Genomic DNA, 14,691 nt, shown 5'->3' with positions numbered 1-14,691 from the left:
AGATTACAGTATGTGCAGTGAAGGGCGCAAAAGTACCGAGATATATGCCTTTGTGGAAGAAACTTTGGAGGAGAGGAGAGAACGTACGATGTATACAAATGTGTGCAAGCACTGTCATCAGGTGTTTCGTTCGAAGATCCGTACTTGCTGCTGCAAGGATTGTCGTGATAAGGATGAGGATCAGTTGGATGACATTGTAGAATATCTGCACCGCTTCCCAAACAGCAATGCGCTGCAGATTTCAGAGGAACTTGGTATCCATCCGTATGTGATCTTGAAATATATGGAAGAAGGTTGGTTGTCTAAGTCTCATGGGACTTTTAGTCGGATACCGGACTAGTACATAAGAAAGATAATTGACGATGTTAATACCACGCCTGTGGTAATATGTGAAAACATGCATAGATCTACAGGCAGAGAAAGGAATGTAGGATTTAGATGATCAGTTATGTTGCAGGAGAGCTGGTGGCAACGACAGCAACCAGTGTGATCATAGATCACCAGGGGATCGGACTGGAGGTATTGGTGCCGGATTCCTTGTTGTCAAAAATGCCGGTGGCAGGCAGTCAAGTGAAAATATACACGTACTTTTCGGTGCGTGAAGATGCAATGCAGTTGTTTGGGTTTGCGACACAGGCTGACAAAGACCTGTTTAAGCTATTGATCACGGTCAGCGGAATTGGACCAAAGGGAGGCTTGGCGTTGATGGGAACACTTTCCGGAGATGATATTCGGTTTGCGATCCTTTCTGAAGATGCCAAGACGATTGCAACTGCACCGGGAATTGGAGCGAAAACAGCCAAAAAACTTATTTTGGAACTGAAGGATAAGATTGATATGCAGCAGTCGATCGAGACGGCACTGGATGTCGGGGAGCAGGCGAAGACAGATATGACGCAGCATTCTTCTGCTCTGCAGGCAGATGCTGTCAGTGCACTGACAGCACTCGGGTATTCGGCAACGGATGCGCTAAGAGCAGTGCGGGCAGTTCCTGCGGCAGAGAACATGACGGTAGAAGAACTGCTTAAGCAGAGCTTAAAAAATATGTAAAACAAAGTCAGACGAAAGGAATTAATAACGGATGGCAAAGAGAAGCATTACAACGGAGTTTACGAATGAAGATGCAGGGATAGAGACCAGTCTCAGACCGCAGTATCTTCGGGAGTATATCGGACAGGAAAAAGTAAAGAGCAACCTTAAAGTGTATATAGAAGCTGCTAAGGAGCGAGGGGACTCTTTGGACCATGTACTGTTGTACGGCCCGCCGGGACTTGGTAAGACAACACTTGCCGGGATCGTGGCAAATGAGATGGGGACGAATCTAAAGATCACAGCGGGACCTGCCATTGAAAAGCCGGGTGAGATGGCTGCTATCCTCAATAATCTGCAGGATGGAGATGTGCTGTTTGTGGATGAGATCCACCGGTTGAATCGCCAGGTAGAAGAGGTATTATATCCTGCGATGGAGGATTTTGTGATCGATATCGTGATCGGGAAAGGTGCAGCGGCACGGTCGATCCGCTTAGATCTGCCAAAGTTTACATTGATCGGTGCAACGACAAGAGCCGGCATGCTGTCGGCACCGTTAAGAGATCGTTTTGGGGTTGTGAGCCGTCTGGCGTTCTATACGGTAGAAGAGCTGCAGGAGATCATTTTGCACTCTGCTAAAATATTAGAAGTAGAAATTGATAAAGATGGTGCTTTGGAGCTTGCCAGACGATCCAGAGGGACGCCACGCCTTGCTAACCGGCTGCTCAAGAGAGTGCGTGATTTTGCACAGATCAAGTACGATGGACGTATAACGAAAGAGGTGGCTGATTTTGCGCTGAATTTATTAGAGGTTGATAAGCTGGGGTTGGATCAGACGGATCGACAGATCCTCATGACGATGATCCAAAAATTTGGCGGTGGGCCTGTAGGATTAGAAACGTTAGCTGTATCGATCGGAGAAGACCCGGGTACGTTAGAAGATGTATACGAACCCTATCTTGTTCAAAATGGACTGATCCTGCGAACGCCGAGAGGCCGCGTTGCATCAGATGAGGCGTATTATCATTTCGGGATACCGAAAGAATAAAACATAGAAAGCAAGAGACACAAAGTAACTATGGTACCTACGGCTCTAAAACAAGTCGGGAAAGGAATGAATGATCGTATGAAATTTACAAAGATGCATGGGTGTGGCAATGATTATGTATATGTGAACTGCCTGGAGGAAACGGTGAAACATCCGGATAAGGTAGCACAATTTGTGAGTGACCGCCATTTTGGCATCGGATCGGATGGACTGATCTTAATTGAGCCGTCTGAGGTGGCAGACTTTTGCATGGCGATGTACAACGCTGATGGTTCCCGTGGAGAAATGTGCGGCAACGGAATACGCTGTGTTGCAAAATATGTCTATGATTACGGGCTGACCGACAAAACGAAGGTGTCGATCGAGACGTTAGCCGGTATCAAATATATTGATATGGAAGTACAGGATGGTAAGATGAAAACGGCGAAAGTGAATATGGGATCGCCGATCCTCTGCCCGTCAGAGATTCCGGTAACGATCGGAGAGAAGCAGTGTGTGAATGAGCCATTGATCGTGGAGGGGAAAGAGTATCATGTAACAGCGGTATCTATGGGAAATCCTCATGCCGTTGTTTTTGTGGAGGATACTGCATCACTTCCGTTGGAAAAGATCGGACCGGGTTTTGAGCATCATGAAGCATTTCCGAAGAGAGTAAATACAGAATTTATTCAGGTGTTAAACCGCAGTGAGATCAATATGCGTGTTTGGGAGCGAGGGGCCGGAGAGACACTTGCTTGTGGAACAGGAACGTGTGCGGCTGTTGTAGCCTGTGTATTAAATGGCAAAACGGATGAGAACGTAACTGTACATTTGCTGGGAGGCGATCTGTATATTGTCTATGATCGTGAGGCAGAGACAGTATTTATGACGGGACCGGCTACCGTTGTATTCGATGGGGAAATCGACATCACAGATATTGATGTGTAGAATGTAAGAGACAGAGAATATGATGTTGTTTGTGGTTAGGAATGTAACAGAAATATAGATAGGACAGAAAGGATGAGCAGAATATGAGATTATCACAGTTATTATTGGATATGGATTATACGGTACTGCAGGGGGAGCAGGACCGCGAGATCAGTACCTTAGTATATGATTCACGTAAGGTAGAGCAGGATTCTGTATTTGTATGCATTAGCGGGGCAGTGCGCGACGGACATGATTTTGCACCGGAAGTTGCCGCAAAAGGCGCTGCGGTGTTGATCGTGGAAAAGGAAGTTACCGTTTCCGATGAGGTTACCGTGATCCGGGTGGCAGACAGCAGGTTAGCGCTTGCACAGCTTTCAGCAGCATATTTTGACCATCCTGCCAAAGAACTGACAACGATTGGAATTACCGGAACCAAGGGGAAGACAACGGCAACGTACATGGTTCGTTCGATCTTGGAGGCGTCCGGCTTTAAGACCGGCTTGATCGGAACGATCGAGACGATCATTGGAGATACGGTGATCCCATCGGTGAACACAACTCCGGAATCGTACGTTGTGCAGGAATCCTTCCGCAAAATGGTGGACGCCGGATGCAAATGCGTGGTGATGGAAGTTTCTTCACAGGCGTTGATGTTACACCGTGTAAGCGGTTTTGTATTTGATTACGGTATTTTTACAAATTTGGAGCCGGATCATATCGGTCCGAATGAGCATAAGGATCTGGCAGACTATATTCATTGCAAGAGCCTTTTGTTTAAGCAGTGTAAACACGGTATATTCAATGCCGATGCACATCATCTGGATGAGGTATTGGAAGGCCATACGTGTGAAGTGGAGACATATGGATTTGGAGAAGATGCAGATCTTCGCGCATCTAATGTTCATTTGATGGATAAAGGCGGCACGCTTGGTGTTGCTTACCACATGAGTGGGGCATTGGATATGGACGTTGAGATTGATATTCCGGGCACATTTAGTGTGTATAATTCGATGACGGCGATTGCAATCTGCAGACATTTCGGAGTACAAAAAGAGACGATATTGAACTCTTTATCGCAGATCCGTGTGAAGGGGCGAGTGGAGATCCTTCCGGTTTCTTCTAAATTTACGCTTATGATCGACTACGCACATAATGCTATGAGTCTTGAGAGTCTCTTGTCTACGCTGCGAGAGTATCATCCAAAGCGTCTGGTGTGCCTGTTTGGATGTGGTGGTAACCGTTCCAGAGAGCGTCGCTTTGAAATGGGAGAGGTTTCTTCTAAGATGGCAGATCTGACGATCGTGACTTCGGACAATCCGCGTAATGAACAGCCGGAAGCGATCATTGCAGATATCGTCACCGGCGTGGAAAAGGCGGATGGAAAATACATCACGATCATTGACCGAGCCGAGGCGATCCGTTATGCGATCGAGCATGCACAAGAGGGTGATGTTATCGTTTTAGCCGGTAAAGGACATGAAGATTATCAGGAAATCTGTGGCAAGAAATACCATATGGATGAGAGAGAATTGGTGGCAGATGTTGTCAAAGACGGCAACTTCCTGCAGTGATGACAGGACCGAAAGGAATGTAGGGTTTATATGCTATTTGCAGATATTATCATCGATATATCGGTGAAAAGTCTAGACCGCCCGTTTCAATATCGTGTACCGGATCCGTTACAGGCGGACGCGGTGATCGGCGCATTGGTCGATATCCCATTTGGCAAAGGAAATCGAACAGTGCAGGGATATATTATCGGGTTGTCAGATCAGGCGAAGTTTGACATTCGCCGAACCAAAGATATTATAGCAGTTGTAAAGCAGGGCGTCGTAGCACAGTCGCACCTGCTTTCCCTTGCTTACTGGATAAAAACACATTACGGCGGTACGATGAATGATGCGATCAAGGCTGTCATGCCGGTGCGGCGTGAAATCCAGATAAAAGAGAAAAAGCGTGTCATACCGATCCCAACAAGGGAAGATCTTAGAAAGATACGCGAGGAACTGGCAGGCAAGCATCAGACGGCAAGAGTGCGGATCATAGATGCTTTGCTGCAGGCAGAAGACTATGCAGACGGGATGGATTATGATGTGCTTTGTAAGGCGCATAAGGCAACACTATCTGTACTTCGAGCAATGCAGGACAAAGGATGGATCCGTATAGAGGTGAGCAGATCTTACCGCAATCCCTATCACACACTTCATGCGGCAGACAAAGAAGTGATATTGAATGAGCAGCAGCAAAAGGCTGTAACGCAGATCTGCGGCAATATGGATGCGGGACAGCAGCAGGTATATCTGCTGCATGGTGTTACCGGAAGCGGTAAGACAGAAGTATATATGCAATGTATCGAGCATGTCATCCGCAGCGGCAGACAGGCCATAGTGCTGATTCCGGAGATCGCACTCACGTTTCAGACAGTACAGCGTTTTTATGCGCGTTTTGGAGACAGAGTTTCGGTTATGCATTCCAGACTATCTGCGGGAGAGCGGTATGACCAGTTTGAACGTGCGCAGATGGGAGAGATCGATATTATGATCGGGCCGCGATCTGCATTGTTTACGCCGTTTGAGCGACTGGGGATCATTGTTATGGATGAGGAACATGAGTCCAGTTATCAAAGTGAAAATGTTCCGAAATATCATGCAAGAGAAGTTGCCGTACAGCGTGCCAAGATGCTTGGGGCAAGCGTGTTACTCGGATCGGCGACACCATCGCTGGAAGCATATTATCATACGACCACAGGGGAGTATACGCGCATTGAACTAACGGAGCGCGCCGGAGGGGCTTCACTGCCTCGTGTGGAAATTGTGGATCTGCGGGAAGAACTGGCAGCAAAGAATTTCTCGATATTTAGCCGGAGTTTAACGGCTAAGATCCAAAAGAGACTGGAACGAGGCGAACAGACAATCTTATTTTTGAATCGTCGTGGATTTGCAGGCTTTGTGTCCTGCCGCAAATGTGGAGAAGTCGTTGGCTGTCCGCATTGTGCCGTGTCACTCAAACCGCACAGCAGAGCTGGCAAAGTAACGCATCTGACCTGCCATTATTGTGGCTATACGATTCCGATGCCACAGACTTGTCCCTCCTGTGGATCGAAATACATTGGCACTTTTGGACTAGGCACAGAGCAGGTAGAACAGATGGCGGCAAGCAGATTTCCGGGTGCAAGAGTACTTCGCATGGATGCGGATACGACCGGAGGCAAAGAGGGGCATGACCGGATCTTAAAGCAATTTGCGGCGGGAGAGGCAGACATTTTGGTAGGAACGCAGATGATCGTCAAGGGCCATGATTTTGCGAAGGTAACATTAGTTGGCATATTGGCGGCAGATCTGTCGCTTAATGTAGGAGATTACAGAGCGGCAGAACGCACGTATCAGTTGCTGGCGCAGGCGGCAGGACGGGCAGGACGTGGCGATCTTGCCGGAGAAGTTGTCCTGCAGACCTATCAGCCGGAGCATTACAGCATTACCTGCGCAGCAGATCAAAACTACGTGCAATTTTATAAGCAGGAAATTTTAATGCGTCAAATGTTGCAATATCCGCCCGTTTCCCATATACTAGGAGTATTGGTGCTTTCTAAGGATGAGGCGTTAGCGACGTCATTTGCAGATGAGTTAGCGGACATGCTTCGTGGCACAGAGGGGCTTGTACTTTTGGGACCGTCAGAGGCACCGATCGCCAAACTTCGGGATGTATATCGATATATGATATATGGAAAATCGGCGGAGTATGAGTGCTTGGTACGGGAAAAAGATCGATTAGAACAGTACATTCGGCAAAGAGGACTGTCAGAGCATTTAAGTGTTCAGTTTTCTTTTGATCATGAATAAAGGAAGGAAGAAAAAAATGGCATTAAGAACAATTCGAGTAATGGGAGATGAAATATTGACAAAGCAGTGTCGCCCGGTAAAGGAGATGACACCTAGGATTAAAACATTGATCGAGGATATGTTAGAGACGATGTATGACGCAGAGGGCGTAGGTCTTGCAGCACCTCAGGTTGGTATTTTGAAGCAGATCTGCGTGATTGATGTTACACCGGAATGTGATCATCCGATCGTATTGGTCAATCCGGAGATCATTGAACTTAGCGGAGAGCAGATCGGACAGGAAGGCTGCTTGAGTGTGCCTGGTAAAGTTGGTATTGTAAAACGCGCCAATTATGCGAAAGTAAAAGCATTGGATGAAAATATGAATGAGATCATTGTGGAAGGGGAAGAGCTGTTAGCGAGAGCCTTGCAGCATGAAATCGACCATCTTTCCGGTACGTTGTATGTCAGCAAGACGGAAAATGGAATTCAGGACGTAGAGCCGATCGAGTAAATGTATCTCATAGGATGACGATAGAGAGGCAGACTGCAGAAGACAGTGCCTGATTAGAGTGAGACAAAGGAGTGGACAAAGCATGCGTATTGTATTTATGGGGACACCGGACTTTGCGGTTCCGACATTGGAAACTCTGATACAGAGCGAACATGAAGTAGTTGGTGTTGTGACACAGCCGGACCGACCGAAGGGAAGAAGCGGTAAGCTGCAGTTTTCTCCGGTGAAGGAAGCCGCCGTGGAGGCGCAGATTCCGGTATTTCAGCCGGAGCGTATAAAGGACGGAACGTTTTATCCGGTCTTGCAGGAACTTAACCCGGATGTGATCATCGTTGTAGCATTTGGCCAGATATTACCCAAAGAAATATTAGAACTGCCCAAATACGGATGCATGAACGTGCATGCGTCCTTGTTGCCAAAGCTTCGTGGTGCAGCACCGATCCAGTGGTCTGTTATTGACGGAGATCCGGAAAGTGGCGTAACGATCATGCAGATGGATGAGGGACTGGATACCGGAGATATGTTGATGGTTCAGAAATATACATTGGATGCCAAAGAGACCGGGGGCAGTTTGTTTGATAAATTGTCACAACTTGGCGGTCCGATGATACTAGAGGTATTGAAACAGGCAGAAGCCGAAGAACTCCATCCTGTTCCGCAGGGAGAAGAATATACGTATGCCAAGATGCTTTCCAAGGAGACAGGAAAGCTTGATTTTACCAGACCGGCGGTTGAATTAGAGCGCTTGATCCGAGGACTTAATCCGTGGCCGAGTTGTTATACGGGCTTACAGGGTAAAATGCTAAAAATTTGGGATGCAGATATTGTCGATGCGGGGCAGCAGGCAGCAGAGCAGATCGAGAAAGGCCGGTGCGGTCAGATCGTATTGATTGATAAAAATCGCTTGTGGATCCAGACAGGAGATGGCTGCCTGAGTGTGCAAAGCTTGCAGCTCGCCGGCAAAAAACGAATGAATATTGCAGATTTCCTGCGCGGCATGCAGATTGACTGCGGAACGATACTTGCCTGTGATTAGGCAATAGAAAGGACAGTAATACCATGGAGAAACGGCAGACGTCACAACAGAATATGCGAAATGTACGTGCCATTGCGCTGGATATTCTCCTGCAGGTGATGGAAGAAGGCAAGTATTGTGACCGGACATTACACCGTACCTTAAATAGAGAGGATACGTTGTCCAAACAACAGCGTGCGTTTCTTACCAGATTAGTAGAAGGAACTGTTGAACAGGCAATCCGTTTGGATTACATCATAGATTGTTTTTCAAAAACAAAAGTGGTCAAGATGAAACCGGTGATCCGTGAAACACTGCGTATGGCAGTATATCAGTTGTTCTATATGGATCAAGTGCCTGACAGTGCAGCCTGCAACGAAGCTGTGAAACTGGTACGTAAACGTGGTTTGAAAGGTCTTAGTGGATTTGTCAATGGCGTTCTTCGAAGTGTTATCCGTGGCAAAGATCAGATTAAATATCCGGATGCGAAAGATTTTATTTCCTACGCATCCATCAAATATTCGATGCCAGGTTGGATCATTGAATATTTTTTAGAAGAATACAGTGAAGCTGAAACAGAACAGATCCTGCAGGGTTTTATGCAGAAGGAAAGTGGTGTAACCGTGCGGTGCAATCTGAATCTGCAAAATCCGAGCGGAAATCCGGATCTTGCGGTTCCTGAGATCATAGAGTCTTTGGAGCGGCAGCAGGTAACAGTACAGCCCGGAAAATGGTTCCCGTATGCCCTTCACTTATCCGGCTTTGAGCGAGTGGATTCTATGGAGGCGTTTGTGAGAGGAAGACTGCAGGTGCAGGATGAAAGTTCGATGCTTGTTGGTGCTGTTTCCGGGATCAAACCGGGACAAGAGGTATTGGACGTTTGTGCAGCACCGGGCGGCAAATCTCTGCACGCAGCGGATTTATTGGCAGGTACCGGTGTGATCTTTTCTTGTGACTTAAGCGAGACGAAAGTGCATTTGATTCAGGAAAATATGGAGCGCGCCGGGGTAGATCATTGCGAACTGTACCGTCAGAATGCCAGGATCCTTCGCAAAGATTGGATCGATTCGGTGGATGTTTTGATCGCAGATCTGCCGTGTTCCGGACTGGGAGTCATCGGTGGCAAATGTGATATTAAATATCACACGCATCGGGAAGATATTGATGAGCTGGCATCGCTGCAGCGAGAGATCTTGCGGGTTGTCAGCCAATATGTACGGCCGGGTGGTATATTGCTATATAGTACGTGTACCGTTGCAAGAGAAGAAAATAATGATAACGTTTCGTGGATCAAAGAGACACTTCCGTTTGTGCCGGTTTCGATAGAGGAAGACCTTCCGGAATCGCTGCGAGGAAAGACCGGTAAAGAGGGATATTTGCAAGTGTTGCCGGGAAATGGATCGGATGGTTTCTTTGTGGCGAAATTTCAGCGAAAAGGAATATGACAAAGTAATTAGGAAAGAAGGAGTGGACAGATGCAGAAAGTGGATCTTAAAAGCATGACATTTGCTGAGTTGCAGCAGTTTGTGGAAGATCTTGGAGAGAAGAAATTTCGCACAACGCAGTTATATCAGTGGATGCATCAAAAAATGGTCAAAGAATTTGCGAGTATGACCAATCTGTCCGCAGCGTTTCGGGATAAATTAGAGGAGCAGGCGGCATTAAATGGTTGTACCATGGTAAAGCGGCAGATTTCCGCAGATGGTACGAACAAGTTTTTGATGGAGCTTAGTGACGGCAATAAAGTAGAGTCAGTGTTGATGAAATATCATCATGGCAATAGCGTTTGTATATCCACTCAGGTGGGCTGCCGGATGGGATGTCGTTTTTGTGCGTCCACGGTAGGCGGCTTAAATCGCAGTCTGACAACCGGGGAAATGCTAGAGCAGATCTATGAGGTACAGCGGATCACCGGAGAACGTGTCTCTAATGTGATCCTTATGGGAATTGGAGAGCCTTTGGATAACTACGAGAATGTTGTACGTTTTATTCGAATGATTTCGGATGAACGGGGACTGCATATCAGTCAGCGAAATATAACATTGTCGACTTGCGGTCTTGTAGATGGGATCTATCGTCTGATGAAAGAAGATTTAACGATCACACTTGCAATCTCATTGCATGCGCCGAATGATGTACTGCGCCGGGAAATGATGCCGGTTGCCAATCGGTATTCGATCGCAGAGATCTTGAAAGCATGCCGGGAGTATGTAGATCACACCGGACGCCGAGTTACATTTGAATATAGCTTGGTGGATGGGACGAATGACAGTGCAGAACATGCAGAGGAGCTGGCGGCTTTGCTGCACGGTCTGAATTGCCATGTCAACCTGATCCCGCTGAATCCAGTGGAAGGGCGTATGGGAGAGCGATCCAAGCGTACCAAAGTATTGGAGTTTCAGAAAATATTGGAGAGCAGGCATATTACCGCAACGATCCGTAGAGAGATGGGAAGCGATATTGATGCTGCCTGTGGTCAGCTGCGCGGTAAAAATATATAATTCGTGGAAGATAAATCCCGTGTCAGTTGTGAAATAAATGGAAAAAGCGTCAGATTTTGACACTACATCACTATTATGATAAAATATGTTAGATAGTATACATGTAAGGTTGATTATAAACAAAGGAGGGGAAACTACATGAAAGCATATGCAAAGACAGATATAGGCAGCAAGAGATCTATGAATCAGGACTATATGTATTGCAATACTGAACCTGTTGGTAGTTTCCAAAATCTGTTGATCGTGGCAGATGGTATGGGCGGACATAGAGCTGGAGACTATGCATCACGTTTATGTGTAGAGACAATGGTGCAGTCGCTGGAGAAGAGTGCTCATAAGACGCCGGTTTCCTTGTTTGAGGAAGCAGTTACAGCTGCGAACAAAGCAGTCTTTGAGGAGTCTGCGTCACACGTGGAATATGAGGGCATGGGTACCACCGTGGTAGCCTGCACATTAGAGGAAAATACACTGTACATTGCCAACATTGGGGATTCCAGATTGTACTTGATACGAGATGGGATTGAGCAGATCACGGATGATCATTCTTTGGTAGAGGAAATGGTCAAACAGGGTAATATTACGGAGAGTGAGGCAAGGATACATCCGCAGAAAAATATTATTACGAGGGCCCTTGGCATCAATGAAGAAGTCCAGGCTGACTTCTTTGAGATTGATGTGGAGCAAGGGGATGTTATTATGCTCTGCAGTGATGGCTTGTCCAATATGATTGAAGATGAAGACATGGAATACATTGTAAAGAATAGTGATACTCTGCAGACAGCGGCAGAGTCGTTAGTGGCTAGAGCTAATGAGAACGGCGGTAATGATAATATTACCGTTGTGTTAGCTGAGGTTTAAGCTAAGAGGAGGTAAGGGTAGAAATGATAAGTCCAGGAATGTTATTAAGCGAGAGATATGAGATTATTGACCGCGTGGGATCCGGTGGAATGGCGGATGTATATAAAGCGAGAGATCAGAGATTAAACCGTTTCGTGGCGATCAAGATTTTAAAACCGGAATATAGTAATGATGCAAAGTTTGTCTCCAAATTTCGAGGGGAGGCGCAGTCCGTAGCGGGATTGTCACATCCGAATGTTGTAAATGTGTATGATGTTGGTGAAGATGACGATCTGTATTACATCGTTATGGAGCTTGTGGAGGGTATTACGCTCAAGCGCTTTATTGAAAAGAAAGGTCGTCTCGATGTCAAGGAGGCGATAGGGATCGGTGTGCAGATCGCACAGGGTATGCAGGCTGCACATGATAACAGCATTATTCACCGTGATATTAAACCACAGAATATCATTATTTCCAAAGAGGGCAAAGTAAAAGTTACAGACTTTGGTATCGCTAAGGCAGCAACGTCAAATACAATCACATCTAATGCAATGGGATCTGTGCATTATATCAGTCCGGAGCAGGCAAGAGGTGGTTACAGCGACGAAAAGAGTGATATCTATTCTCTTGGTGTAACAATGTATGAGATGCTGTCAGGCAAAGTACCTTTTGAAGGAGACAGCACGGTGACTGTTGCACTTGCACATATTCAGGAAGAGGCAACACCGTTAGATAAAATTGATCCGGAAATTCCGCACAGCTTATCCAAGATTGTGATGAAGTGTATGCAGAAGAAGCCGGATATGCGTTATATGACAGCTTCTGCATTGATCGCAGATCTGAAGAGAGCGTTAATAGAGCCGGATGGGGATTATGTTGTGATCTCCGATGTTGTCGACGATTCGCCGACGATCATTATGGACAAAAATGAAGTGGATCAGTTGAAAAAGAGTGCTATTTTAGCAGAAAAAGACCGTACAGTTCAGCCGGAAAATGAAGAGGAAGAATCGGACGATGATGCTATTGATCCTAAATTAGAGCGTATTTTGAAAATCTGCAGCGGTGTTGTTGCGGTGATCATTGTGTTAGTTGTTATTTTGCTGATCGGCAAAGTGGCCGGTTGGTGGGGTGGCGGTTCCAACAAGAAACCAACGCCGACTTCGACAGCAGATGCAAGTGCAGATCCACAGTCTTCTGCGGCTGCTTTAGGTAAAGTGGCAGTACCGGATCTCGTGAATCATACACTTGAAGAAGCAGAGAAGATGCTTGACGAGGCAGGATTAAAATATCAGCTTAAGCCGGTAGAGTCTGAGGAGGACGCTAATACCGTGACGGATCAAGAACCGAAATCCGGCGAAGAGGTAGAAGAAGGAACGAGAGTTACTATTTATTACAGTCAGGAATCCAGTGGAATTACGATTCCGGATGTAACAAATAAATCCTTAGAAGACGCAACATCTCAATTAGAGAGCAGCAATTTGACCGTTAAGGGAACCACAGAGAAATATAGTGATATCGTAGCCAAAGGAAAGGTATGTGGTACCGATCCTGTTGTGGGTTCCAGTGTAGCCAAAGGAACAGCAGTTACTTTGATCATCAGTAAGGGACCGGAAAATGATATGGTACGTGTTCCAAATCTCGTGAAGAAATCATTAGAGGTTGCGAGAGAACGATTAGCAGATGTAGGATTGGAAGCTCCAGATGAGCCGACTTATGTATATAGTGATACAGTACAGAAGGGATATGTGGTCAGCCAGTCTAAGAAGTCCGGTACCAAGGTTGAGGTTGGAACGGTGATTGAATTTACCGTCAGCTTAGGATCTAAGCATAAGGCAACTGAGAAACCGGCTGCGACACCGACGACAGAGCCGAAGTACAAATATACAGGTTCTTTGACGATTTCTGCCAATCCGTTTGACTACGAAGATGAAGCTCCGGCATCCATCAAATTAGTCTTAGAGCAGGATGGTAAATCTAAAACTGCCTGGTCAGGAACTTTGAGTTATTCTGATTTCCCGCGTAAGTTTTCGGTTGAGGGATACAGTGATAACAATGGTAAGATTACGTTGTATAAAGATGGCGTAGAAGTAGGTGGCCCATACAATGTAGAGTTTAAGAAGGAAAGGCAGTAATGCAGGGAAAGATCATTCGAGGTGTAGGCGGATTTTATTATGTACACGTTCCAAGCATTGGTCTGTTGGAATGCAAGGCAAAGGGTGCGTTTCGCAACCGAAGGGTCAAACCTTTGGTTGGAGACAATGTAGATGTAACAATACTGGACGAGGCGAATGCGCTGGGGAATATTGAGGAGATACTGCCTAGACATTCGGAGTTGATACGCCCGGCAGTTGCTAATGTCGATCAGGCGATTGTTATTTTTGCAGCATCCTATCCAAAACCAAATATCAATTTGCTGGATCGTTTTTTGCTGATGATGCAGTGGCAGGATGTACCTGTTAGCGTATGCTTTAATAAATTGGACACCGCAGATGATGGCTTTATAGAAGAATACACCAATGTTTATAAAGACAGTGGTGCATCGCTCTTTTTTACCAGTACCTACGATGGGAAGGGGCTAGAAGAGCTGCATCAAAGTTTGATTGGGAAGACAACAGTGCTTGCCGGACCATCCGGTGTTGGAAAATCTTCTGTAATGAATGCACTTTTTCCGGAAGCAGATATGGCAATTGGGGAGATCAGTACCAAAATTAAGCGAGGGAAACACACAACGAGACATTCGGAACTGTTTTCGCTGCCGGATCAAACGTATGTGATGGATACACCGGGATTTACTTCGCTTCTTTTGCCGGAATTGGAAAAAGAAGAATTAAGGGAATATTATCAGGAGTTTAGACCATATGCATTGCAATGCCGTTTCCTTGGCTGTGCTCACATCAACGAACCGGATTGTGGGGTCAAGGAGGCATTGGCTCAGGGGAAAATGTCGAGTAGCCGATATGAGAATTATAAACTATTTTATGAAGAACTCAAAAATCGGAAACGCTATTAGATATGATAGG

The 14,691-nt window shown here is 46.2% G+C and carries 13 protein-coding genes; all 13 read left to right on the top strand.

The features are described 5' to 3' along the window. Window positions 1-88: 88 nt before the first annotated feature. The 13 genes from DXB73_RS00205 (at window position 89) to rsgA (ending at window position 14,681) form a co-directional block, all read left to right on the top strand. Window positions 89-340, top strand: a complete 252-nt coding sequence (locus DXB73_RS00205; protein WP_022026149.1) for a MerR family transcriptional regulator — start codon at window positions 89-91, stop codon at window positions 338-340. Between the two features lie 98 nt (window positions 341-438). After that, complete coding sequence (gene ruvA, locus DXB73_RS00200; RefSeq protein WP_118689766.1) at window positions 439-1,050, top strand: Holliday junction branch migration protein RuvA; 612 nt, start codon at window positions 439-441, stop codon at window positions 1,048-1,050. A gap of 31 nt (window positions 1,051-1,081) precedes the next feature. Beyond that, on the top strand, window positions 1,082-2,077 hold the full coding sequence (gene ruvB, locus DXB73_RS00195) for a Holliday junction branch migration DNA helicase RuvB (protein WP_022026151.1): 996 nt from the start codon (window positions 1,082-1,084) through the stop codon (window positions 2,075-2,077). A gap of 78 nt (window positions 2,078-2,155) precedes the next feature. Then, window positions 2,156-3,004, top strand: coding sequence for a diaminopimelate epimerase (dapF, locus tag DXB73_RS00190; RefSeq protein ID WP_118507470.1), 849 nt, complete (start codon window positions 2,156-2,158; stop codon window positions 3,002-3,004). 83 nt (window positions 3,005-3,087) lie between these two features. Then, entirely contained in the window at window positions 3,088-4,557 is a 1,470-nt protein-coding gene (locus DXB73_RS00185; RefSeq protein WP_118689765.1) for a UDP-N-acetylmuramoyl-L-alanyl-D-glutamate--2,6-diaminopimelate ligase, read from the top strand. Between the two features lie 30 nt (window positions 4,558-4,587). Continuing rightward, complete coding sequence (gene priA, locus DXB73_RS00180; protein ID WP_118689764.1) at window positions 4,588-6,825, top strand: primosomal protein N'; 2,238 nt, start codon at window positions 4,588-4,590, stop codon at window positions 6,823-6,825. Window positions 6,826-6,841: 16 nt separating this feature from the next. Next, window positions 6,842-7,318, top strand: coding sequence for a peptide deformylase (def, locus tag DXB73_RS00175; RefSeq protein ID WP_022024709.1), 477 nt, complete (start codon window positions 6,842-6,844; stop codon window positions 7,316-7,318). Between the two features lie 82 nt (window positions 7,319-7,400). Further along, on the top strand, window positions 7,401-8,354 hold the full coding sequence (gene fmt, locus DXB73_RS00170) for a methionyl-tRNA formyltransferase (protein ID WP_118689763.1): 954 nt from the start codon (window positions 7,401-7,403) through the stop codon (window positions 8,352-8,354). Window positions 8,355-8,377: 23 nt separating this feature from the next. Then, a complete protein-coding gene (gene rsmB, locus DXB73_RS00165; protein WP_243103955.1) occupies window positions 8,378-9,778 on the top strand; it encodes a 16S rRNA (cytosine(967)-C(5))-methyltransferase RsmB in 1,401 nt (466 codons plus the stop codon). 30 nt (window positions 9,779-9,808) lie between these two features. Further along, window positions 9,809-10,834: a 23S rRNA (adenine(2503)-C(2))-methyltransferase RlmN gene (gene rlmN / locus DXB73_RS00160; protein ID WP_022024712.1), complete on the top strand. Its 1,026-nt coding sequence runs from the start codon at window positions 9,809-9,811 to the stop codon at window positions 10,832-10,834. A gap of 138 nt (window positions 10,835-10,972) precedes the next feature. Continuing rightward, a complete protein-coding gene (locus DXB73_RS00155) occupies window positions 10,973-11,692 on the top strand; it encodes a Stp1/IreP family PP2C-type Ser/Thr phosphatase (protein WP_022024713.1) in 720 nt (239 codons plus the stop codon). Between the two features lie 23 nt (window positions 11,693-11,715). Further along, on the top strand, window positions 11,716-13,803 hold the full coding sequence (gene pknB, locus DXB73_RS00150; protein ID WP_118507466.1) for a Stk1 family PASTA domain-containing Ser/Thr kinase: 2,088 nt from the start codon (window positions 11,716-11,718) through the stop codon (window positions 13,801-13,803). Beyond that, window positions 13,803-14,681: a ribosome small subunit-dependent GTPase A gene (gene rsgA, locus DXB73_RS00145; protein ID WP_022024808.1), complete on the top strand. Its 879-nt coding sequence runs from the start codon at window positions 13,803-13,805 to the stop codon at window positions 14,679-14,681. Before pknB ends, rsgA begins: the two co-directional genes overlap by 1 nt. Window positions 14,682-14,691: the final 10 nt, after the last annotated feature.

The organism is Clostridium sp. OM05-6BH, from assembly GCF_003481635.1.
Taxonomy (GTDB): Bacteria; Bacillota; Clostridia; order Lachnospirales; family Lachnospiraceae; genus Butyribacter.
This window is presented reverse-complemented; position numbering and strand designations above follow the sequence as displayed.